Source organism: Phyllobacterium sp. 0TCS1.6A, assembly GCF_026420825.1.
Lineage (GTDB): Bacteria > Pseudomonadota > Alphaproteobacteria > Rhizobiales > Rhizobiaceae > Phyllobacterium.
Window position 1 is genome coordinate 247,930 of sequence record NZ_JAPMAB010000002.1, and the last position, 21,624, is coordinate 269,553.

At 62.6% G+C, this 21,624-nt stretch carries 21 protein-coding genes and 1 riboswitch; of the genes, 6 read left to right on the forward strand and 15 right to left on the reverse strand.

Going from position 1 to position 21,624, the window contains the following annotated elements; translation table 11 throughout:
• Nucleotides 1-524: 524 nt before the first annotated feature.
• Complete coding sequence (locus tag OSJ75_RS05395; RefSeq protein WP_267227189.1) at nucleotides 525-1,529, forward strand: NAD(P)H-quinone oxidoreductase; 1,005 nt, start codon at nucleotides 525-527, stop codon at nucleotides 1,527-1,529.
• A gap of 46 nt (nucleotides 1,530-1,575) precedes the next feature.
• On the opposite strand, the gene OSJ75_RS05400 is transcribed toward OSJ75_RS05395, so the two are convergent.
• Entirely contained in the window at nucleotides 1,576-3,771 is a 2,196-nt protein-coding gene (locus OSJ75_RS05400; RefSeq protein ID WP_267227190.1) for an esterase-like activity of phytase family protein, read from the reverse strand.
• A 248-nt stretch (nucleotides 3,772-4,019) separates the two neighbouring features.
• Here OSJ75_RS05400 and OSJ75_RS05405 point away from each other — a divergent pair, with 248 nt between their 5' ends.
• On the forward strand, nucleotides 4,020-4,712 hold the full coding sequence (locus tag OSJ75_RS05405) for a DUF1013 domain-containing protein (RefSeq protein ID WP_267227191.1): 693 nt from the start codon (nucleotides 4,020-4,022) through the stop codon (nucleotides 4,710-4,712).
• Between the two features lie 31 nt (nucleotides 4,713-4,743).
• Here the strand turns inward: OSJ75_RS05405 and OSJ75_RS05410 are convergent, their stop codons facing one another.
• From OSJ75_RS05410 to OSJ75_RS05430, 5 genes are all read right to left on the reverse strand, one after another.
• Nucleotides 4,744-5,454, reverse strand: a complete 711-nt coding sequence (locus OSJ75_RS05410; RefSeq protein ID WP_250017168.1) for a helix-turn-helix transcriptional regulator — start codon at nucleotides 5,452-5,454, stop codon at nucleotides 4,744-4,746.
• Nucleotides 5,455-5,501: 47 nt separating this feature from the next.
• Nucleotides 5,502-6,131: a DJ-1/PfpI family protein gene (locus OSJ75_RS05415; protein ID WP_267227192.1), complete on the reverse strand. Its 630-nt coding sequence runs from the start codon at nucleotides 6,129-6,131 to the stop codon at nucleotides 5,502-5,504.
• Nucleotides 6,132-6,196: 65 nt separating this feature from the next.
• Nucleotides 6,197-6,490, reverse strand: a complete 294-nt coding sequence (locus tag OSJ75_RS05420; protein WP_267227518.1) for a DUF1127 domain-containing protein — start codon at nucleotides 6,488-6,490, stop codon at nucleotides 6,197-6,199.
• A 112-nt stretch (nucleotides 6,491-6,602) separates the two neighbouring features.
• Nucleotides 6,603-7,385, reverse strand: a complete 783-nt coding sequence (locus OSJ75_RS05425) for an SDR family NAD(P)-dependent oxidoreductase (protein ID WP_267227193.1) — start codon at nucleotides 7,383-7,385, stop codon at nucleotides 6,603-6,605.
• A 31-nt stretch (nucleotides 7,386-7,416) separates the two neighbouring features.
• Nucleotides 7,417-9,333 carry a propionyl-CoA synthetase gene (locus tag OSJ75_RS05430; RefSeq protein WP_267227194.1) on the reverse strand — a complete coding sequence of 639 codons (1,917 nt, stop codon included), beginning with the start codon at nucleotides 9,331-9,333 and terminating at the stop codon, nucleotides 7,417-7,419.
• Between the two features lie 111 nt (nucleotides 9,334-9,444).
• Between OSJ75_RS05430 and OSJ75_RS05435 the strand changes: the two genes are divergently transcribed.
• The gene (locus OSJ75_RS05435) at nucleotides 9,445-9,609 is read left to right on the forward strand and encodes a hypothetical protein (RefSeq protein WP_250017159.1); all 165 of its coding nucleotides are present in this window, start codon (nucleotides 9,445-9,447) and stop codon (nucleotides 9,607-9,609) included.
• A gap of 6 nt (nucleotides 9,610-9,615) precedes the next feature.
• Here OSJ75_RS05435 and OSJ75_RS05440 read toward each other — a convergent pair whose 3' ends face one another.
• The 5 genes from OSJ75_RS05440 to tkt form a co-directional block, all read right to left on the reverse strand.
• Nucleotides 9,616-10,368, reverse strand: a complete 753-nt coding sequence (locus OSJ75_RS05440) for an SGNH/GDSL hydrolase family protein (RefSeq protein WP_250017157.1) — start codon at nucleotides 10,366-10,368, stop codon at nucleotides 9,616-9,618.
• 83 nt (nucleotides 10,369-10,451) lie between these two features.
• Nucleotides 10,452-11,477, reverse strand: a complete 1,026-nt coding sequence (locus OSJ75_RS05445) for a class I fructose-bisphosphate aldolase (RefSeq protein WP_267227195.1) — start codon at nucleotides 11,475-11,477, stop codon at nucleotides 10,452-10,454.
• 177 nt (nucleotides 11,478-11,654) lie between these two features.
• A complete protein-coding gene (locus OSJ75_RS05450; RefSeq protein ID WP_250017152.1) occupies nucleotides 11,655-12,848 on the reverse strand; it encodes a phosphoglycerate kinase in 1,194 nt (397 codons plus the stop codon).
• Nucleotides 12,849-12,939: 91 nt separating this feature from the next.
• Entirely contained in the window at nucleotides 12,940-13,947 is a 1,008-nt protein-coding gene (gene gap / locus OSJ75_RS05455; protein ID WP_250017149.1) for a type I glyceraldehyde-3-phosphate dehydrogenase, read from the reverse strand.
• A 55-nt stretch (nucleotides 13,948-14,002) separates the two neighbouring features.
• Nucleotides 14,003-15,988, reverse strand: a complete 1,986-nt coding sequence (tkt, locus tag OSJ75_RS05460; protein WP_267227196.1) for a transketolase — start codon at nucleotides 15,986-15,988, stop codon at nucleotides 14,003-14,005.
• Nucleotides 15,989-16,311: 323 nt separating this feature from the next.
• Here tkt and OSJ75_RS05465 point away from each other — a divergent pair, with 323 nt between their 5' ends.
• Both OSJ75_RS05465 and OSJ75_RS05470 read left to right on the forward strand, forming a co-directional pair.
• Complete coding sequence (locus tag OSJ75_RS05465; RefSeq protein WP_250017136.1) at nucleotides 16,312-16,584, forward strand: DUF4164 domain-containing protein; 273 nt, start codon at nucleotides 16,312-16,314, stop codon at nucleotides 16,582-16,584.
• A gap of 18 nt (nucleotides 16,585-16,602) precedes the next feature.
• A complete protein-coding gene (locus OSJ75_RS05470) occupies nucleotides 16,603-16,968 on the forward strand; it encodes a cell division protein ZapA (protein ID WP_267227197.1) in 366 nt (121 codons plus the stop codon).
• A 10-nt stretch (nucleotides 16,969-16,978) separates the two neighbouring features.
• Here OSJ75_RS05470 and OSJ75_RS05475 read toward each other — a convergent pair whose 3' ends face one another.
• The 4 genes from OSJ75_RS05475 to OSJ75_RS05490 all read right to left on the reverse strand — a co-directional run bounded on the left by OSJ75_RS05475 (nucleotide 16,979) and on the right by OSJ75_RS05490 (nucleotide 20,472).
• Nucleotides 16,979-18,805: an ABC-F family ATP-binding cassette domain-containing protein gene (locus OSJ75_RS05475; protein ID WP_267227198.1), complete on the reverse strand. Its 1,827-nt coding sequence runs from the start codon at nucleotides 18,803-18,805 to the stop codon at nucleotides 16,979-16,981.
• A 153-nt stretch (nucleotides 18,806-18,958) separates the two neighbouring features.
• Entirely contained in the window at nucleotides 18,959-19,321 is a 363-nt protein-coding gene (locus tag OSJ75_RS05480) for a YMGG-like glycine zipper-containing protein (protein WP_250017215.1), read from the reverse strand.
• Nucleotides 19,322-19,460: 139 nt separating this feature from the next.
• Nucleotides 19,461-19,742: a hypothetical protein gene (locus OSJ75_RS05485; protein ID WP_250017129.1), complete on the reverse strand. Its 282-nt coding sequence runs from the start codon at nucleotides 19,740-19,742 to the stop codon at nucleotides 19,461-19,463.
• Nucleotides 19,743-19,827: 85 nt separating this feature from the next.
• Nucleotides 19,828-20,472 (reverse strand): thiamine diphosphokinase, encoded by a 645-nt coding sequence (locus tag OSJ75_RS05490; RefSeq protein WP_250017127.1) that lies wholly within the window; start codon nucleotides 20,470-20,472, stop codon nucleotides 19,828-19,830.
• 149 nt (nucleotides 20,473-20,621) lie between these two features.
• Here OSJ75_RS05490 and pcaD point away from each other — a divergent pair, with 149 nt between their 5' ends.
• The gene (gene pcaD / locus OSJ75_RS05495; RefSeq protein ID WP_267227199.1) at nucleotides 20,622-21,419 is read left to right on the forward strand and encodes a 3-oxoadipate enol-lactonase; all 798 of its coding nucleotides are present in this window, start codon (nucleotides 20,622-20,624) and stop codon (nucleotides 21,417-21,419) included.
• A 41-nt stretch (nucleotides 21,420-21,460) separates the two neighbouring features.
• Nucleotides 21,461-21,575: riboswitch (TPP riboswitch) on the forward strand.
• The last annotated feature ends 49 nt before the right edge of the window (nucleotides 21,576-21,624 follow it).

A 21,624-nucleotide genomic window follows, 5' to 3' on the forward strand; every position in this document is an offset into this window, starting at 1 on the left:
AGCACCGGAAGCTGCTCCCCCACTGGAAAGGACCGAATCAAAATAACCCGGTTTCAAAGTGGTGGGATAAGTTTCCACTTATCCCCCAAGGAGGGGCGTGTGTTGTATTGCCGTCGCGGGGTCCTTCGTGCTTCGACAAGCTCAGCATGAGGGGCTCAGGATGAGAATGATTGATTTGATTGCAGAAAAGCAGAGAGCCCAGGTTTGCAACCTCGCAGAATTATCCCCCTGCAAAACTCCACTCTCCCTCATCCTGAGCCCTCATGGTGAGCTAGCCGAACCACGAAGCACGCAGCAACGGTGGCGCAATCGCTTTTTGGGTTGCATCAAGATAGTGGGTGCTTCGACTCAGCATGAGGGAAGTAGAGGCTTGCAGGATGGCAGTGTGGAGCGGCCGGGTCCGACCATTGCCGTCTCCACGGCGATTTGTGCCTTGTGTCCACGCAAGCGGGCTCCTACGATTTCGCCGAGTCAATGCAAGCAATCAATGCAAGCAGTCAATGAAAGCGATGCTGGAAGCGAATATGAGCGAGACGATCCCCACCGAGATGACGGCAATCGAAATCACCGCGCCAGGCGGGCCGCGCGTCCTGAAGGCGGCGGAGCGCGCAGTGCCGGAGCCGGGCGACAATGAAATCCTGGTCCGGGTCCGCGCCGCCGGCGTGAACCGCCCCGACGTTCTGCAGCGGCAGGGGCATTATCCGCCGCCGCCCGGCGCGTCGGATATTCCCGGGCTCGAAATCGCCGGCGAGATCGTCGCCACCGGCAGCCGCGTGACTCGCTTCCGGCCGGGCGAACGCGTGACCGCGCTCGTCGCCGGCGGCGGCTATGCCCAATATTGCGCCGTCCACGAAACCAATGCGCTGCCCATCCCGGCCGGCTACGGCTTCATCGAGGCGGCTGCGATACCGGAGACCTATTTCACCGTCTGGCACAATGTGTTCGAGCGCGGCCAATTGCAGGAGGGCGAGGATTTCCTCGTCCATGGCGGTTCATCGGGCATCGGCACCACGGCGATACAGCTCGCCGCCGCCTTTGGCGCGCGCGTCATGACCACGGCGGGCTCCGACGAGAAATGCGAGGCCTGCCGCAAGCTCGGCGCCGATACGGCGATCAATTACCGGACGGAGGATTTCGTCGATGCGGTCAAGCGCGTCACCGAGGGCCGGGGCGCCAATCTCATCCTCGACATGGTCGGCGGTGATTATATCGGCCGCAATTACGACGCAGCCGCGATGGACGGGCGGATCGTCCAGATCGCGTTTCTGAACGGCGCCAAGGCCAATGCGGATTTCACCAGGCTCATGGTAAAGCGCCTGCAGCACACCGGCTCGACGCTGCGCGCCCGGCCCGTGGAGTTCAAGGCCGGCATTGCGCGCGAACTCGAATTGAAGGTCTGGCCGCTGCTGGTGGAACGGCGCGTGGCGCCGATCATCGACATGGTCTACCCGCTGCACGAGGCATGGCGCGCGCACGAGCGCATGGAGGACGGCAGCAATATCGGCAAGATCGTCCTCGACGTCAGCTAGTGGAGACAAAGGAGGGACGGCCGGGCCGCCCCTCGCCTTGCAGGGCTCAATGCGTCGCCGCTACCTTGCCGATGTTGAAGAACAGCGTTTCGCCGGATGAATCGTCGACACCATCATTGTCGGTCACCGCGAAGCCATTGCCGTCGGCGTCGATCGCGAAGCCTTCGAGCTTCTCGGCGACATAGCCATTGGTGCCCTTCAGGTCGCCGAGGAAGTCATGGGCGAGCGCCTTCTTGGCCACGGGCAGCTTTTCACCCAGCTTGACCGGCTTCAGCTCTTCCAGCGCCACGCGATAGAGGCGCTTGTTGGCCGCCTTGCCGCCGATCTGGTTGTCCCTCTCGATCAGGTAAAGCTGGCCGTCATGGGCGGTTATCTCCGACAGGCCGACCCAGCCGGCATCCGTCTTGTCGAGCGGATAGGCCACGGCGCTCCAGCTCTTGTCCTTGATGTCGTAGCGAAGCAGCTTGGTGAAGCCCTTTTCGTCGTCGGACCACTCGCGCTGTATCGCCATCCACAACACCGCATCATCGCCCTCGCCGACCCGCGTGATGCCCTCGAGGCCAAATCGCGTCTGATGCGCGAGAAGCTCGGCGGGAAGCGCGATCTCCTGCTTGATCTCGCCCTTGGCATTGACGTTGAGGATCGCATGGGGAACGAGCTTGGCCGCATCGCCCTCATTGGCGAGCCAGTAGCCGCCATCGCCATCGGTGGTGATGCCTTCGAGGTCGAGCTTCTGCGCGGCAGCGCCGCCGCGCGTGACAGGCAGCGCCTGCGTGATGCGGGCCGGGCTGCGGTCCGCCTCGATGGTGAAGATCGTCGGCGCGGCGGAATAGAACGAGTCGGCGACGGCGTGGAGCCTGCCCGGCTTCTCCGCATCGGCCGACAATCCGGACAGCGCGCCCCAGCCGAGCGGAACATCGCCGGTGGCTTCGGAAACGATCTGCGGATAGTTCGGCGCCTGCTCCTTCAGCTCGTAGACCATGACATGCGCCCTGGCGCCGCCATCCTCCACCAGATCGGTCTCATTGGCCGTCACCAGCAGATTGCGCGACGGGATGGCGAGGATGCCCTCCGGGCCGACGCCCGAGGGCAGAAGCTGCACGAATTCCGGCTCCGCCTTCGTATCCTTGTAGACGCCGACGATCGAAGCGCGCTCGCTGGCCACGAACAGATAGTTCGTCTCGCCGAAACGGCCGACTTCCGCGCCTTCGAGCTCGACGCCCTTCTTGTTGCGCTTGTCCGGATAATGCCCGGCGGCGGCGATCCGGTGTTCGAGCGAAGCGCCTGATTCATACGCGACCTTGCCGTCCTTGGTGAAGATGGTGAAGCTGCGCGATCCGCCCTTGTAGTCGCCCTCATTGGCCGTAACGAGGCGCTCCTCATCCAGCCATTTTACCGCGTCCGGCTCGCGCAGCGCGCCCTTGATGCTGCCATCGAAACGCAGCGCGCCGTCCTTGCCGGTGTCGATGCCGTCAAGATCGACCGCGCCGGCGGAGAAATGCGAGGCGATCTTGCCGCTTGCCGCATCGACGATGGCGATGTGATTGTTCTCCTGCAGCGTCACGGCGATCTGGTTGCCGGCATTGATGGAGACGAATTCCGGCTCCGCATCTTCAGGGGCGATCTCGGCAATACCGGTAAGATCGACGGTTTTGGCCGCCGCGCAATCCGGCAGGCCGTCCTTGAGCGCGAAGATCTTCAGATTGCCGGACGGCAGCTGCGGCAGGGCGCCCTCGTTCTGCTCTTCGTCGCGCTCGTTCTCGATGGCGATGGCGGCGAAGGATTTGTCGGGCGAAATCGCCACCGAGTCCGGCTGGCCGCCAAGGTCGCAGCTCAGCACCGATTTCTTCGACGCGAGGTCGATGATTTCGAGCTTGCCGGACGGATTGGCCTTGTCCTTCGACGTGTTGATGGCGGCGAAGATGTTGCCGCCGACGATGGCGACGGAGGTCGGCTCGCCATCCACCTTGTGCTGGCCGCCCGGCTTCGGATGGGCCGCATCGGTGATGTCGACGAAGCCGATCGCCTCGTTCGGACTGTCGGAATAGACGAGCGTCATGCCGTCCTCCGAAGCGGTGATGATCTCCGCCGAAGTCGGCTTCGACCGGTCGGCGCTTTCGGGCAGATTATCGATGACGGGGAAGCTCGCGATGCGGTTGAAAACCGGGTCGGCCGCCGCCGGCAGCGCCACGGAAGTGGCAAGCGCGGCAAGGAGGGCGAGTGAAACTGTCTTGTGCGACATGGGTCCGTGCTCCATTGAAGATTGCCATCAAGATGGCCAATAAGATGGAGTGACTGTTCTCGCGGCTCTATTTCAATCTGATGACGGATGCGTGACAGTTTGATGAACATTCGCGAGCCCGGTGCGCAGCCAAAAGGCTTTCTTGCCCATTGGCGAAAATACCGCTATATAACGGCCCGAATTCCCGGAAATTGTGGTTGAACCCACGTCCCGCGCCACCGGAGCGGACGAACAAGAGGACTATATTCATGGCCACCCAGCTTCTTATGCCAAAGGCAACGGCCGTCTGGCTTGTCGACAACACCGCGCTCTCCTTCGACCAGATCGCAGCCTTCTGCAAGTTGCATCCGCTGGAAGTAAAAGCCATTGCCGATGGCGAGGCGGCGCAGGGGATCAAGGGTCTCGATCCCCTGATCACCGGCCAGCTGACGCGCGAGGAAATCGCCAGGGGCGAAGCCGACATCAATCACAAGCTCAAGATCTCCGATCCGAAGGTACGCGTGCCGGAGACCAAGCGCAAAGGCCCGCGCTATACGCCGCTTTCCAAGCGTCAGGACCGCCCGAACGCCATTCTGTGGCTGGTCCGCAACCATCCGGAACTGAAGGATGCCCAGATCTCGCGCCTGATCGGAACGACGAAATCGACGATCGAGCAGATCCGCAACCGCACCCACTGGAACTCGAACAATCTGCAGCCGATGGATCCGGTAACGCTCGGCCTCTGCTCGCAGATCGATCTCGACATCGAAGTCGAGCGTTCCTCGCGCGGCCGCCCTGCGCAGGTCGAGACCGGCGATACGCTGCTGCCGGCTTCCGCCACCGAGAACCTCGATATCCAGCCGGCGCCCCGCGAAGAGGACGAGGAACTCGATGCGGACAAGGTGTTCGCCAAGCTGTCCTCGCTCAAGGGACGGCAGGAAGACGACGAAGACGAAGAATAAGACAAAAGGGCCCGGTTCTGCCGGGCCTTTTTCACGAAGCGCGGGCTTCCGTATCGGGCGTTTCGCTCAATTCCACCCGCCGGTAGAAATCCGCCAGCGTCTTGCCGCGCTCCGGGCGGAAGATGCGGTCGGCCTTGTCCACCCTGGCGATACGGTCGATGCGGAACGTGCGGAAATCATTGCGCAGTTCGCACCAGCTGATCAGGGTCCAGACCTTGCCCCAGAACCACAATCCCAGCGGACGGATGTCGCGCTGGCTCTCATTGCCCTCGAGGTCGGTATAGGTGATGGTCAGCACGCGGCACTGGTCCGCCGCCCGCTCCGCCAGATCGATCAGGTCCCGGTCCCGGTCGCTGATATTGGTGCCCGAGGCGTGGATATGCGTATTGGTGATGCGCGGACGCTCTTCCTTCGGCAGCACCGCGCCGATCTTGATGATCGCTTCTTCCGCAGCCCGCGCCATCGATGCCCCGCCCCAGGCAGTGATCAGCCGCGCGCCGGCGACCAGTGCGACGACTTCGTCGCGGGTGAACATCAATGGCGGCAGGTCGAAGCCCTCGCGCAGCAGATAGCCGACACCGGCCTCGCCGTCGATCGGCACGCCGGTGGATTGCAGGTCGGCTATGTCGCGATAAATCGTGCGCTCCGATACTTCGAGTTTTTCGGCCAGCTGGCGCGCGGTGACCAGCCTGCCGCCCCGCAATCTCTGCACGATCTGGAATAGACGGTCTGCTCTGCGCATGGGATATCCTTCAAATCCATTCGAGGGCCAGTTCGGCCATTGTGGCGCTATGCCCGTTCTTCACCCGCTTCATATTCGCGCCCGACCAGCTGGCGCATCTCGGCGACCTGCGCCGCCTGTTCGGGAAAGACAGCTTCGAGGAATGTGGTGGCGAAAGTGCCCGGAGCCGTGCCCGCGGCACTGACGACATGCCCGTCGCGTATGGCGTAGGGCACGTCCTGGTAGAATTGCGCGCCGACATAGCGGCCGATCCTGGATTCGAGCCAGCCCGGCCCGTTGCTGGTATGTTTGCGCCCCTCGAACAGGCCGGCACGCGCCAGCGCCAGGGTTCCCGCGCAAATGCCGCCGACGATCCCGCCGCGCGACAGCACGGTCTTCAGCAATTCGCCGATGTCGGGCGCGTCTTCATCGGACCATTTATCCGATCCGATGACCGCAACCGCGTCGAGATCTTCATTGTCGGCAAGGTCGGTGCCGCGATCCGGCAGAAGACGAAAGCCGCCTATGGATCTGAGCGGGCCGGGTTCAGGAGACCCCGAGCCAGGAGACCCCAAGACGGGAGACAATGCCACCGCGCGACCGCCGAACCAATCGGCTGTGGCGCCCGACAGCATGCCGAACTCCCAGTCCGCGAAGCCATCGATGAAAACAAAGCCGATCGTCTTCCTGTGGTCCATGGACATTGTTCCTCCCGTTCGGGCTCCTGCCATCCGGTCTGCCCTATTGGCGCCGGCCATTCCGCTCAGCAGCCTATCTCGACGGTATTCGATTTGCGCCGCCGCAGGCGTTCATATTGATGCGGCCAGTCGAGGCTCCACGGCTGATGCCCGGCGCTATCCGCCTTCTGCGTCTCCGCAGCATCGCCTTCCCGCCGTGCCAGCCGTTCCGCATAGGCGTCCGGCCAGCCGATATCCTTCAACAGATGTTCCGGAAGTTCGCTGATATGCCGTTCCGTCCGCAGCTCTTCCCGATAGGCGGCGATGTCAGAATACCACCGAGCGACCGTGCGAAACATTCCGAATAGATCCTTTGCCATATCCCTATCTCCTCTGCTTACAGTGAAGACTATGACACAGGGCTGCTGACAACCTTCTGTCAGGAGCATGTCATGAGGGGGTACAAAAGTCGAACCTCGGCGGCGGCCAGCCTCAGGTGTTGACCGGGACCATATAATTGAGCGGCAGCCTGCCCCCATCGGCGAAAATCGTCTGGCCGGTGACGTAGCTTGCATCGTCGGAAGCGAGAAAGGCGGCAATCGCGGCGATCTCCGCGGGATCGCCGGCGCGTCCGAGCGGCGTGCGCGACAACATGCGTTCCTTGGCGGCCGGATCGGACAGGACATCCTCCAGCATGTCCGTGCGGATCGAACCCGGGCCGATGGCGTTGACGCGGATGCCATATTCCGCCAGCGACAGCGCGAGAACCCGCGTTAACTGGGCGATGCCGCCCTTCGACACCGAATAAGGCACCTGATCGGGGATGGCGACGACCGCATTGATCGACGACATGTTGATGATCGAGCCGGGGACCCCGCCATTCCTGACCCTTTCGACCATGTGGCGCGCCACCGCCTGCGAACACAGGAACGGCCCCTTCAGATTGATGCGCAGCACGCGGTCGAAATCTTCCTCGGCAAGATCGAGGAAATCCGCCGCATGCACGACGCCGGCATTGTTGACAAGGATATCGACATCGCCGAAGGCCTCCACGGTGGCGGCCACCAGATTGTGCACGTCGAGCCTGCTGCTGACATCCGCCGCCATGAAGCGGGCATCGCCGATGGCGGCGAGTTCCCTGAGCGTCGCTTCGCCGCGCTGTTGATTGGTGTCGCCGATCATGACCCGCGCGCCGTCGTGGAGGTAGCGCTTGGCGATCGCCGCACCGATACCCTGCGCGCCACCGGTGATGATTGCTATCTTGCCTTCCAGCATTCGGCTTCCTTTCGCATGTTTGGCCGTCTCGTCATGGGCTTGCCGGCGCCCGCCCGAAGCCGCGCTGCTGCAGCTGTTCCGAAATCTCGTCGAGGATCGCCGGATCGTCGATCGTCGCGGGCATCGTCCAGTCCTGCCCGTCGGCGATCTTCTGCATGGTACCTCGCAAGATCTTGCCGGAGCGCGTCTTCGGCAGCCGCTTGACCGTGATCGCCGTCTTGAAGGCGGCAACCGGGCCGATCTTGTCCCTGACCAGCGCGATGCACTCGGCCTCGATATCCTCGGCCTTGCGCTCCACCCCGGCCTTGAGAACGAGGAACCCGCAGGGAACCTGGCCCTTCAGTGGATCGGCGATGCCGATGACGGCGCATTCGGCAACATCCCTGTGGCTGGCAAGCACCTCCTCCATGGCGCCGGTCGACAGGCGATGGCCGGCGACATTGATGATGTCGTCGGTGCGGCTCATGATGTAGATATAGCCGTCTTCATCGATGATGCCGGCATCCGCCGTCTTGTAATAACCCGGAAACTCGCTGGCATAGGCCTCGTGGAAGCGCGCATCGGCGTTCCACAGCGTCGGCAGGCAGGCCGGCGGCAGCGGCATCCTCACGACGATATTGCCGAGTTCGCCCGCGGCGACGGGATGGCCCGCATCGTCCACCACCTGCACGTCATAGCCCGGCATCGGAACGGTGGGCGAACCATGCTTCACCGGGAGCATGCCGAGCCCGGCGGGATTGGCCGCCATGGGCCAGCCGCTTTCCGTCTGCCACCAATGGTCGATGACCGGGACGCCGAGCTTCTCCTCCGCCCATCTGATCGTATCCGGATCGGCTCTTTCGCCGGCGAGGAAGAGATATTTCAGCGATGAAAGGTCGTAATTCCGGATGAAGGTGCCGTTCGGGTCTTCCTTCTTGATGGCGCGGAAGGCCGTCGGTGCGGTGAAGAGCACCCTTACCTTATGATCGCTGACGACGCGCCAGAAGGTTCCGGCATCGGGCGTGCCGACGGGCTTGCCTTCATAGACGATGCTCGTCGCGCCGATGAAGAGCGGCGCATAGGCGATATAGGAGTGGCCCACGGCCCAGCCGATGTCCGAAGCGGCCCAGAAGACGTCGCCGGGCCTGGTGTCGTAGACCGCGGCCATGGACCAGGCCAGCGCCACGAGGTGGCCGCCATTGTCCCGGACGATCCCCTTGGGCTGCCCGGTCGTGCCGGACGTATAGAGAATGTAGAGCGGGTCCGTGGCCTTGACCGGCACGCATGGCACCCGCCGGCCGGCGGCAGCGGTGACGGCTTCGGCAAAATCATGATCGCGCCCTTCCACGAGTTCGTGCGGCTGCTGCGGGCGCACGAGGATGAGGCAGGCGGCGACCTTGTGACTGGCGAGCTCGATCGCCTTGTCCAGCATCGGCTTGTAGGCCACCACCCGCCCCGGCTCCAGGCCGCAGGAGGTCGCGATGATCATGACCGGCTTGGCGTCGTCGATACGCGTCGCCAGTTCATGGGCCGCAAAGCCGCCGAAGACCACCGAATGAACGGCGCCGATCCGCGCGCAGGCCAGCATGGCGACGATCGCCTCGGGCACCATGGCCATATAGATGATGACGCGGTCGCCCTTCGCAACGCCCTTGTCGATGAGAACCGCGGCCAGCGCCTCGACTTCCGAAAGTAGCTGCGAATAGGTGATGGTGCGATTCGTTCCGGTGATGGCGCTGTCGTGGATCAGCGCCGGCTGGTCGCCGCGGCCCCGCTCGACATGCCGGTCCACGGCATTGTGGCACGTATTGCACTCCGCACCCGGAAACCAGCGGCCATAGGGGCCGGTATTGGCGTCGAAGATCGTTTCCCAGGGCCTGAACCAGTCGATGGCCTGCGCCGCCTTGGCCCAGAAGGCCATCGGATCGGCCTGCCACTCCCGATAAACTTCAGAATATTTCGATGTCATGGACGTCCTCCCGCCGGCCAGCATCCCCAATAGAGGCCGCGAAGTCAAAGGGCGAATTGACAAATCCGGTGCTCTGACCCACAGCTCTGGCCTGTCCTGCCGGAGCCGAACATGCTCAAGATCATTCCCCTGCTGCTACTGATCCTGATGGCGCTTCACATCGTGAAGCCCCTCGGCTGGCCGGGCTTGAAAAAGCGTGGCGATTTCTGGAAGATCGCGGCCTTTGCCATACTGGCGATGCTGGCCATGGTGCTGCTGAGCCATGCGGGGCTGTGAGGGGCCTCACTTGCCCATGGGAGCGGCAGCCTCGGAATCCGGCATGTTGAGCACATAGGGCACCAGATGCCGCGCCCAGGCATCATAGCCTAGCGCCGAGGCATGGAAACCATCGGTGGAGAAGCCCTCGGCCGCTTCGACGGGGAGCCGCGAGGCGGGCACGGCGCGGCGTTCGCGGCACAGGGCGGTACCGAGCGCATTGATCGCCGAGGCGCGCCCCTCCAGTATCCGGCCGAGCAGCGGCGGCATGGCAGGCACGTCGCGGAAATCGATGATCTGCGACCAGACGATATGGGCATCGGGCCATTTGGCGCGGACGGCGTAGAGCAATCCGCCGAAATCGCGCTTGAAGCGCGGCAGGGAGTGGAAGTTCTTGGCGTCGTTGGTGCCGATGGTCAGCACGATATGGGTCCACATCCCGCGCTCGAGATTGGGCACCACATGATCGCGCAGCTGGCCGGACGTCGCCGAATTGAACCCCGCCGCCCGCCAGATCACCTTGCGGCCGGTGCGGCCCTGCAGATGCACCGCCAGCCGGACGCAGATGCCGTGCCAGGCATCGGTCACGCCGACGCCCGCCGCCGAGGAATCGCCAAGCACGAGAAGCCGGATCGCCGGGTCCTTGCCGGCTATCTCACCCACCGGCAGGCCGGTCGGCGGAAGCAGCCGCTCCCTGCTCCTGCGCACGCCCAGGCCCTGCCACGCATAGAGCGGGAAAAGCAGCCAGCTCACCAGCGGATGAAAGGGTTCTGGTTTCATGGCGCGGCGAAATACCTCCAAAGAAAAAGCCCGGACTGATTCCAGCCCGGGCTCCATGAGACAGGTTTTTGGATAAGAAACGCTTAAGCGGCGATTTCCAGGTCTTTTTTCCAGCCGCCCGTGGCTGCGAGCGCGTTCATCTTTGCCCGGTGGGCGAAGGCGCGCTGGCCGGCGGCGACATTCTCCGACTTGCCGTTCCAGGCGCTGAGCGCAGCGGCCTGCAGGGCACGGCCATAGGAGAAGGTCAGCTTCCACGGCATGGTGTAGTTGGCGTTCATCGCGGAAAGATGCGCCGTCGCTTCCTCGTCGCTCTGGCCACCCGACAGGAAGGCGATACCCGGCACCGCCGAAGGTACGGTCGACTTCAGCAGCCGCACGGTCTTTTCGGCAACTTCCTCGACGGAAGCCTTGCGGGCATTCTTGCCGTCGATCACCATGTTCGGCTTCAGGATCATGCCTTCCAGCACGACGCGGGCGTCATAGAGTTCGGCAAACACCGTCTTCAGCGTCCATTCGCTCACTTCATAGCAGCGATCGATGGAATGCGTGCCCGGCGTGCCGTCCATCAGCACTTCCGGCTCGACGATCGGCACGATGCCGGCTTCCTGGCACAGCGCCGCATAGCGGGCGAGCGCCTGCGCATTCTGCTTCACGGCGCCCCAGGTCGGCAGGCCTTCGGCAATGGCGATGGTCGCCCGCCATTTGGCGAAGCGCGCACCGAGCTTGTAATATTCCTGAAGGCGCTCGCGCAGGCCGTCCAGTCCTTCGGTGATGGTTTCGCCGGGGAAGCCGGCCAGCGGCTTGGCGCCCGCATCGACCTTGATGCCCGGAATGCAGCCATAGGACTGCATGACCTTGACCAGGCTCGTGCCGTCCTTCGCCTGCTGGCGGATCGTCTCGTCGTAGAGAATGACGCCGGAGATGTAGTTCTTCATCGCGTCTTCGGAACGGAAGAGCATCTCGCGGTAGTCGCGGCGGCTATCGGCCGTCGATTCCAGACCGATCGAGTCGAATCTCTTCTTGATCGTTCCTGAACTTTCGTCTGCGGCAAGCAGTCCCTTGCCATCAGCAACCATTGCAATCGCGATATCCTCAATGCGTTCGCTCATCGAATACTCCACTCCAGTTTCAAGGTTCATCTGGCCATAACAGAAGCCCGGGATAAACGGAATGGCGATCCAACTAATTGAAACGATTGAAATTTTTTCAAACGATTTAAGGAGATAACATTTTCTTTTGGTTTGTAAATCGGGCCCTGCAGCGGGCCCGATCGAGGCTCGAAACCGCTATTTCTTCAATACTTCCACGCCGGGCAGCGGCTTGCCTTCCATCCATTCCAGGAACGCGCCGCCAGCCGTCGAAACATAGCTGAAATCATCGGCGACACCCGCATGATTGAGGGCAGCAACCGTGTCGCCGCCACCGGCGACCGAGACCAGCGAACCGGCCTTGGTGCGTTGCGCCGCATGGCGCGCCGCCGCAACCGTCGCCTTGTCGAAGGGCGAAAGCTCGAAGGCGCCGAGCGGCCCGTTCCAGACCAGCGTGGCGGCATCGTCGATCGCGCCCTTGACGCGCTCGATCGATTGCGGGCCGACATCGAGGATCATGCCGTCAGCCGGAATGGCATCGAGCCCATAGGCCTGCGACGGAGCATCCGCCTGGAAGTGCCAGGCTACGATGGCATCGACGGGAAGGATGATGCTGCAGTTCGCGGCATTGGCCTTGGCCATGATCTCGCGCGCTGTCGCGGCGAGGTCGTGCTCGCACAGGGATTTGCCGACGCCGACGCCCTGCGCCGCAAGGAAGGTGTTGGCCATGCCGCCGCCGATGACGAGCGCATCGACCTTCTGCACGAGATTGCCGAGAAGATCGAGCTTGGAAGAGACCTTCGCGCCGCCGACGATCGCCACGACCGGCCGCTTGGGCGAGCCGAGACCGTTTTCCAGCGCCAGCAATTCCGCCTCCATGGTGCGTCCGGCATAGGCGGGCAACAGATGGGCGAGGCCTTCCGTCGAGGCATGCGCCCGGTGGGCGGCCGAGAAGGCGTCATTGACATAGATGTCGCCATTGGCCGCCAACGCCTTCACATATTCCGGGTCGTTCTTTTCCTCGCCCTTGTGAAAGCGGGTATTCTCCAATAGCAGGATTCCGCCATCCTTGAGCTTCGCGACCGCTTCGGCGGCTTTCTCGCCGATGCTGTCCTCGGCAAAGTGAACGCTGCGGTCGATGACCTTGGCGACGGCGTGGGCGATGGGCTTGAGCGAGAATTCGGGCGTCGGACCATCCTTCGGCCGGCCGAAATGCGCCAGCAGGATGACCTTGGCCCCCTTCTGCGCAAGCTCCAATATGGTCGGGGCGACCCGTTCGATGCGCGTCGAATCCGTCACGATGCCATCGGCCACCGGAACATTCAGATCCACGCGCAGCAATACGCGCTTTCCGGCGACATCGGCATCATCAAGCGTCTTGAAAGCAGTCATGGGGCAATCCTCGTCAACGGAACAGGTATCAAAAACAAAAATGGCGGGTATGTCGACCCGCCATTGATCAGTCAAAGCGGCAAGGCCATGCTCAGATCAGCTTGCCGAAGGCAACGGCGGTATCGCCCATGCGGTTCGAGAAGCCCCACTCATTGTCGTACCAGGAAAGCACGCGCACGAACGTGCCGTCCATGACCTTGGTCTGGTCGAAATGGAAGATCGACGAATGCGGATCATGGTTGAAGTCGACCGAGACATTCGGCGCATCGGTATAGCCGAGAATGCCCTTGAGCTTGCCATCGGCCGCTGCCCGGATCGCATCATTGACCTCGGCAACGGTGGTGGAGCGCTTGGCGATGAACTTGAAGTCCACGACCGAGACGTTCGGGGTAGGCACGCGGATCGACGTTCCATCGAGCTTGCCGTTGAGTTCCGGCAGCACGAGGCCGACGGCCTTTGCCGCACCGGTCGATGTCGGGATCAGCGACAGCGCCGCAGCGCGGCCGCGGTAGAGATCCTTGTGCATCGTGTCGAGCGTCGGCTGGTCGCCCGTATAGCTGTGGATCGTCGTCATGAAACCATGGTCGATGCCGAGGGCTTCATGCAGCACATAGGCGACGGGCGCCAGGCAGTTGGTGGTGCAGGAAGCATTGGAAATGACCTTATGCTCCTTGGTCAGCTTGTCGTCATTGACGCCATAGACGACCGTGAGGTCGGCTCCATCGGACGGCGCCGAGACGATGACGCGCTTGGCTCCGGCCTCGAGATGGACCGCAGCCTTGTCGCGGGCAGTGAAGATGCCCGTGCATTCCAGCGCGATATCGACGTCGAGTTCCTTCCACGGCAGTTCGGCCGGGTTGCGGACGGCGGTTACCTTGATCGGGCCGCGGCCGACATCGATCGTATCGCCGGCGACGGTCACCGTGCCGGGAAAGCGGCCATGAACGCTGTCATAACGCATCAGATGGGCATTGGTCTCCACGGGTCCGAGATCGTTGATCGCCACCACCTCGATGTCGGTACGGCCCGACTCGATGATGGCGCGAAGAACGTTCCGCCCGATGCGCCCAAATCCGTTAATAGCAACGCGAACTGTCATATCTGTGTCTCCCTAGGCTCGATGGCGCCCGTTCTATTCTTCAATTCCGAGAAAATTACTTCAACCGCGCTTCTGCCGCAGTGACGATGTGTCCCGGCGTGATGCCGAAATGTTCGTACAGCGCCTCGATCGGGCCGCTGGCGCCAAAGCCGTTCATGCCGACAAAGATGCCATCGACGCCGATGAACCGGTCCCATCCGAGACGGATCGCCGCTTCCACCGCGACCTTGACCGGCGCATTGCCGATGAGGGTGCGCTTGTATTCGTCGCTCTGGGCTTCGAACAGCTCGAAGCAGGGCACCGAAACGACGCGCGTCGCGTGGCCGTTCTTCTCCAGCTGCGCCTGGGCATTGAGTGCGATCTCGACTTCGGAGCCGGTTGCGAAGATGGTCACCTTCGCCTCGCCGCTTGCCGGCGACAGTTCATAGGCGCCGTAGGCAGAGCGGTTCTCGTCGGAGTGGACCGTGCGCACCGTCGGCAGGTTCTGGCGGGTCAGCGCGATGGTCGAGGGCGTCTTGCGCGATTTGAGCGCGATTTCCCAGCACTCGGCCGTCTCGACCACGTCGGCCGGGCGGAACACGTAATTATTGGGGATCGCCCGCAATGCCGCCAGATGCTCGACCGGCTGGTGCGTCGGGCCATCCTCGCCGAGACCGATGGAATCATGCGTCATGACATAGACGACGCGGATGCCCATCAGCGACGAAAGGCGCATGGCGCCGCGCGCATAGTCGGAGAAGGTCAGGAAGGTGCCGGAATAGGGGATCAGGCCGCCATGCAGCGCGATTCCGTTCATGGCCGCCGCCATTCCATGCTCGCGTATGCCGTAATGGACGTAGCGCTGGCCATAATCGCCGGCATTGATGCTCTTCGTCTGGCTCGTCTTGGTATTGTTCGAGCCGGTCAGGTCGGCCGAACCGCCGATCGTTTCGGCGACGACGCCATTGATGACTTCCAGTGCCATTTCCGAAGCCTTGCGCGTCGCGACTTTCGGCTTCTCCTCGGACAGCTTCTTCTTGTATTCGATGATGGCCGCGTCGAAGCTCGCCGGCAGGTCGCCGCGGATACGGCGTTCGAATTCGGCGCGCGTCTCGGAATCGACCTTCGCCAGCCGCTCCTGCCACGCCGTGTGTTCCTTGGCCGAGCGCAAGCCGGCAAGGCGCCATTCGTCGAGGATTTCGGACGGCACGACGAAGGGTTCCGACGTCCAGCCGAGCGCCTTGCGGGCACCGGCGATTTCCTCGGCGCCGAGCGGCGATCCATGCACCTTGTTGGTGCCGGCCTTGGTCGGCGCACCGAAGCCGATCGTGGTCTTGCACGCGATCATCGTCGGCTTGTCGGACTTCTGCGCGCGTTCGATGGCGGCAGCGATAGCATCCTGGTCGTGTCCGTCGACGCGGATCGTGTTCCAGCCGGAAGCTTCGAACCGCGCGCACTGGTCGGTGTTGTCCGACAGCGAGACCGGGCCGTCGATCGAGATATTGTTGTCGTCCCAGAACACGATGAGCTTGTTGAGGCGCAGATGGCCGGCAAGCGCGATCGCCTCCTGGCTGATGCCTTCCATCAGGCAGCCGTCGCCGGCGATGACATAGGTGAAGTGATCGACGAGATTGTCGCCGAAATGGGCATTGAGGATGCGCTCCGACAGCGCCATGCCGACGGAAGTGGCGAGACCCTGGCCGAGCGGACCGGTGGTCGTCTCGATGCCCGCGGCATGACCATATTCCGGGTGGCCGGCGGTGCGCGAACCGAGCTGGCGGAAATTCTTCAGCTCCTCGATCGGCATGTCGTCATAGCCGGTAAGATAGAGCAGCGAATAGAGCAGCATCGAACCATGACCGGCGGACAGCACGAAACGGTCCCGGTCGGGCCAATGCGGCGCCTTGGGGTCGTACTTCAGAAAGCGGGTATAAAGCACCGTCGCAATATCGGCCGCGCCCATGGGCAGGCCCGGATGTCCCGAATTTGCTTTTTCCACTGCATCCGCCGAGAGGAAGCGGATCGCATTGGCCATTTGGTTGGATTTCTCAGAATTGGTCATAGCCACCGTCTTTCGAAGTGAGAAGGATGCCGTTTCTGGACGCCGGTCAGACAAAATCCAAAAGGCACGCGACACATAGCAGGTGTCTTGAGGGAGTCAATCAAACCTAAATCAAAATTGGGTCAAACCATGGCAAAGCTCCCTCCGGCGACGAGTGCTGTTTCGGCAAAGGATTATTATCGGTGCATGAACAGCGTGTGACGCCCCGGCTTGATTGACGCGACGCCGCACCAGCCTCTAGACTTCGGCGTCATAAGTTGTTCGTCTTTTTGCGATTCGCTGAGCATCGCCCGGAAGATAGAAGACAAGGGGAAACGCTGAAAATGGCATCGGAAGCCACCCTCAAACAGGTGCTCGAACGATTGGGAAAGGCACTTTCAACCCTTGAGAACGCGGTGGACCTGCGTCTTGAGCGCGAGGGTGATTTTGCCGAAGCCGAAGAGGAAGTTCAGCGCATGAACATGGATCGGCGCAAGCTCGCCCAGGAACTCGATGCTTCCGAGGGGCGGGCAGAGCGCCTCGAAGCGGCGAACAAGGAGGTCTCCCGCAGGCTCGTCGCCGCGATGGAATCGATCCGAACGGTCCTCGACCGCTAGCGCTGAAAGAGAAGAGTCATGGCAACTGTTACGGTAACGATCGACGGCAAAGCTTACAGAATGGCCTGCGACGAGGGCCAGGAGCAGCATCTGACCGGGCTCGCGGAACGTTTCGACCGTTACGTTACGCATCTGAAATCATCCTTCGGCGAGATCGGCGACCTCAGGCTCACCGTCATGGCCGGCATCATGGTCATGGACGAATTTCACGAATTGCAGATGCGGGTGACGGGCCTCGAGAACGAGGCGGACGCCCTGCGCAAGAGCCGCGACGAGGCACTGGCCAAGGCGGACAAGAACGATACGGCCATCACCGGCGTCCTGTCCGAAGTGGCGACCAGGATAGAGAATCTGGCGGCACGAGTGGCGCCCAAGGCAAGCTGAGCCGGTCGCCTCAGCCTTCGATTTCTTCGCGAAGCATCTCCAGTTCGAGCCATTCATGCTCGAATTTCTCCAGATCGGCCTGTTTCGCGGCCGATTCCGCAACGGTTTTCTGGAAAAGCGTCGGATCCTTGCTGAAAAGCTCCGGGTCCGCCAGTCGCTTTTCGAGGACCGCCAATTCCTTCTGCAATGCCTCGATCTTGCCCGGCAGGGATTCCAGCGCGAATTTCTGCTTGTAGGAGAGCTTGCGCTTCTCTTCGCGCGCCGGAGCCGCATTCGCCGGCGTCGCGGCCGCCTCGGATATGCTGGCCTGTTTGCCGCCGCGCAATTCCTTGCGCGTGGCAAGCGCCTCCTTGCGCTGGGCCAGCATGTCGGTATAGCCGCCGGCATATTCGAGCCAGCGCCCATTGCCCTCCGGCGCGATGACCGACGTTACGGTACGGTCGAGGAAATCGCGGTCATGGCTCACGAGCAGGACGGTTCCGGCAAAGCCGGCGACGAGTTCCTGCAGCAGGTCGAGCGTCTCCATGTCGAGATCGTTGGTCGGCTCGTCCAGCACCAGAAGGTTTGCCGGGCGGGCCAGCACGCGGGCAAGCATCAGCCGCGCCCTTTCGCCCCCGGACAATTCCCGGATCGGCGTACGCAACTGCTCGGGCTGGAACAGGAAGTCCTTCATGTAGGACGCCACGTGCCGCTGCTCGCCATTGACGATGACATTCTCGCCGCGGCCATCGGTGAGATAATCCGATAGCGTCTGGTCGAGGTCCAGGCTTTCGCGCTTCTGGTCGAGCGTCGCTATTTCAAGGTTCGTGCCGAGACGCAGCGTGCCGCTGTCCGGCTGCAGCGTGCCGGTCAGCATGGAAAGCAGCGTCGTCTTGCCCGCTCCGTTCGGCCCGACGAAGCCGACGCAGTTTCCGCGCTGCACGCGCGTCGAAAAATCGTTCACCAGGACGCGGTCGCCATAGGCTTTCACCAGATGCTCCGCTTCGATGACGAGCTTTCCGGATTCCCGCGCATCGCTGGCCTTCAGGACCGCCTTGCCCTGCGCGCCGCGATGGGTGCGGAACTCGGTGCGCATCGATTGAAGTTCGCCGAGACGCCGCATGTTGCGCTTGCGCCGCGCCGTAACGCCGTAACGTAACCAGTGTTCCTCGCGCACGATCTGGCGGCCGAGCTTGTGCAGATCGCGCTCCTCTTCCTCCAATATCTTGTCGCGCCATTCCTCGAATGCGCCAAAGCCCCGCTCCAGCCGTTTCGTAACGCCGCGGTCGAGCCAGACCGTCGAGCGGCTGACATTCCCCAGGAAGCGCCGGTCATGGGAAATGACCACCATGGCGGAGCGGATCTGCCGCAACTCGTCCTCGAGCCATTCGATGGTGGTCAGGTCGAGGTGGTTGGTCGGCTCGTCGAGCAGCAGGATGTCCGGTTGCGGCGCAAGCACCTTGGCAAGTGCCGCGCGGCGGGCCTCGCCTCCGGAGAGCTGGCCTGGCGCCTCGTCGCCGCTGAGCCCGAGATGTTCGAGCAGGTAGGAAACCCGGTAGATATCGTCGGCCGGCCCGAGGCCCGCTTCGACATAGGCCCTCACCGTGTCGAAGCCCTCCATGTCCGGCGCCTGCGCCAGGTAGCGGACCGTGACGGCCGGATGCTTGAACACTTCTCCATCGGTCGGCGTCACCATGCCGGCGGCGATCTTCAGCAATGTCGATTTGCCCGAGCCGTTGCGACCGACAAGCGCTATGCGCTCATTCTCGCTCACCGACAGGGCAGCATCGGTCAGGAGCGGCGTCCCACCGAATGTGAGAGCGATCTTGTCAAGGCGAAGAAGCGGTGGAGAGGCCATCGGGGATACTATTCTAAAAAGCTATGGGTCTAAATGCCCTGGGCGCAGATCATGGGCGGAGATCAAGCCGCTTCTCGGCGAGATTTCATCGTCTGTCAAACGAAACAGGCCGGTTTTACCCGGCCTGTCTGCACAAATGCTGAATTGTCGGGATCAGTAGCCGCCGTCCGAATCGCGGTAATAGCGGTCATCGCGATAGCCGCGATCATAGGCCCCGCCGCCATTGCCTTCGCAAGGCGCATTGTAGATGGAACCGTCGCGACGCTGGTAGCGGCAGAGATTTTCATTGCCGCGGCGCGGCGTCGTTGCAGTACCGACAGCGGCGCCGAGAATACCGCCGGCAGCGGCACCGACGACGGTGCTCTTCGTGTCGCGGCCAAGCGCCTGTCCTGCCAAAGCACCCGCTCCGGCACCGATCAACGCCCCTGTCCCGGCTCGCTGGTTCTGCTCTGTGGTCTCGCAGCCGGCGACCGAAATCGCCAGAAGTGCGGTCGCCGCGATGGCGGCAATGCGCATATTCATCATATTACCCTCTCAAATAACAACCGATCCATGCTGCAATCCCAATGCGGCAGAACAAAGATCGGTAGAAGCTGGCCTCTCAATGAAAACAGGCCGGTTGCCCGGCCTGCCTGGTCCAATATGGATCGTGTTATCAGCGGCAAGGCGCCCGATAGCGCTCGCCATAACGATTTTCATAGGTGCAGTAACGCCGTCCGTCATTCGACGTGGCCGCGCCGACGACAACGCCGGACGCACCGCCGATTGCCGCACCCGCCAATGCGCCGCGACCGCCACCGATGGCGCCGCCGGCCAATGCGCCGAGAGCAGCACCACCCACGCCATAGCCAGCTGTCCGCTGCTCGCTGGTTGTGCAACCGGCTACTGAAAACGCCAGGACCGCGGCGACTGCGACTGTAGACAATGTTTTCAACATGGAAGACCTCTCCCGTTCTAATACCAAACTAACCCAGCTTGCGTCCCCAACGCTGTGCGGCGAAGATTGCATTTTCCGCTTTTCTTTACAAGCGGGACGCAATCGGCGGCGCAGCGATCAGGATTGCCTTGCCTGAATGGAGCGATACGTGGAGGCGTCCACATACGGCATTCGACACTGTAAGCGATGAACCGAAGGAAAGTTCCATATTTTCCAACGGCCAGGACGCGCCGCTGATAAAAAGACCGTGTAGTTCCGAGAATGCAACAATGCTGAACGGCGTTCCATCCTCGAAGTCGAAATCATAATCGCCCGCAACGACCGGATGCGCCTCCTCCGTGCCGCTGCACAGCGTCAGCAGCCTTCCCTCGGCGGCGAATCGCACCGCCATGGTCAGATGCAGCAGCATGTGATCGGTCCGCTCGCCGCCAAAGGCGCCGCAAAGGATGACATGCGTCGCCCCTCGCCGGAACGCTTCCTCGACGGCCAGTTCGCCATCGGTCATGTCCTTCCTGGCCGGGAATGTCTGGCGCGGCACCTCGGCATATTGGCGTTCGAGTTCGGGCGAGGTGGAATCGAAATCACCAAGCCAGAGTTCCGGCACCAGTCCGAGCGGTTCGGCATGGGCCGCGCCACCATCGGCTGCCAGCACCCGCGCACCCTCCACCAGCCTGAGGAGACGGGGCGTAACGACCAGGGAACCACCGAGAAGCACGACGAATTTGCTCATGCAGGCCCATTACCACGCGTTTTGCGCAAGGGCCAGCCAAGGAACAGCCCCAAAGGCGAAGGAACAGGATGCCGGAAGAACTGCGGTTCACCGGGCGGCGAATTCAAGTATCATGGCCGCAACCAGCCGCCTCAATCCGGGAGATCAACGTGCAATTTGCCGATATCAACGGTATCAACATTCATTACCAGCTCATCGGCGGACCGGCCGGCGCGCCGGTTCTCGTCTTTGCCAATGCGCTCGGCACCGATTTTCGCATCTGGCGCGATGTCGTCATCCGCCTCGCCGGCGATTTCCCCATCATAACCTATGATCTGCGCGGACAGGGCCTCTCGGATATCGGCACCTCGCCCTATTCCATGGATGATCATGTCGATGATCTGATCGGCCTGCTCGACCTGCTTGCCGTCAGGAATGCGGTGATTTGCGGGCTTTCGGCCGGCGGCGTGGTCGCGCAGGGCGTCTATGCGCGGCGGCCGGATCTCGTGCATGCGCTCGTTCTTTGCTGCACGGCCCACAAGATCGGCACGGCAGACAGCTGGAATGGCCGCATCGCCGCGGTCGAAGCCCATGGCATCGCCAGCATCCTCGACGATGTCATGCAGAAATGGTTCACGCCCGAATTCCGCCAGCCCGGCAATGCCGAACATGCCGGCTATCGCAACATGGTGGCGCGCCAGCCCGTCGCCGGCTATGTCGGCACCTGTGCCGCCATTCGCGATGCGGACCTGACGCTATCGTCGGCGCGCATCGCCGTGCCGACGCTTTGCGTGGCGGGCGACCAGGACGGCTCGACCCCGCCCGAGACGGTTCTCGGCCTGGCGCGGCTCGTCCCGGATGCCCGCTACGAGCTCATAAAGGGCGCGGGCCACATGCCCTGTATCGAGCAGCCGGACCATCTCGCCGCGATGATCCGCGCCTTTCTCCAGGAGGTCGACACCGCCTGAAAGCGCGCTTGCGCCCGGAACAGGTTTTCTCTAGTCTTTGCAATGCTCTAACGGGGTGCCCATCCGCAAGATGGGCTGAGAGGCATGAGTCATTCGCGCCAACCCGCGGAACCTGATCCGGCTTGTACCGGCGGAGGGATTAGATGCGGCGATGAACAGCCCGCCTATCCTCTTGAAACGTAGAATAGGAGGCGCTGATGCGGCC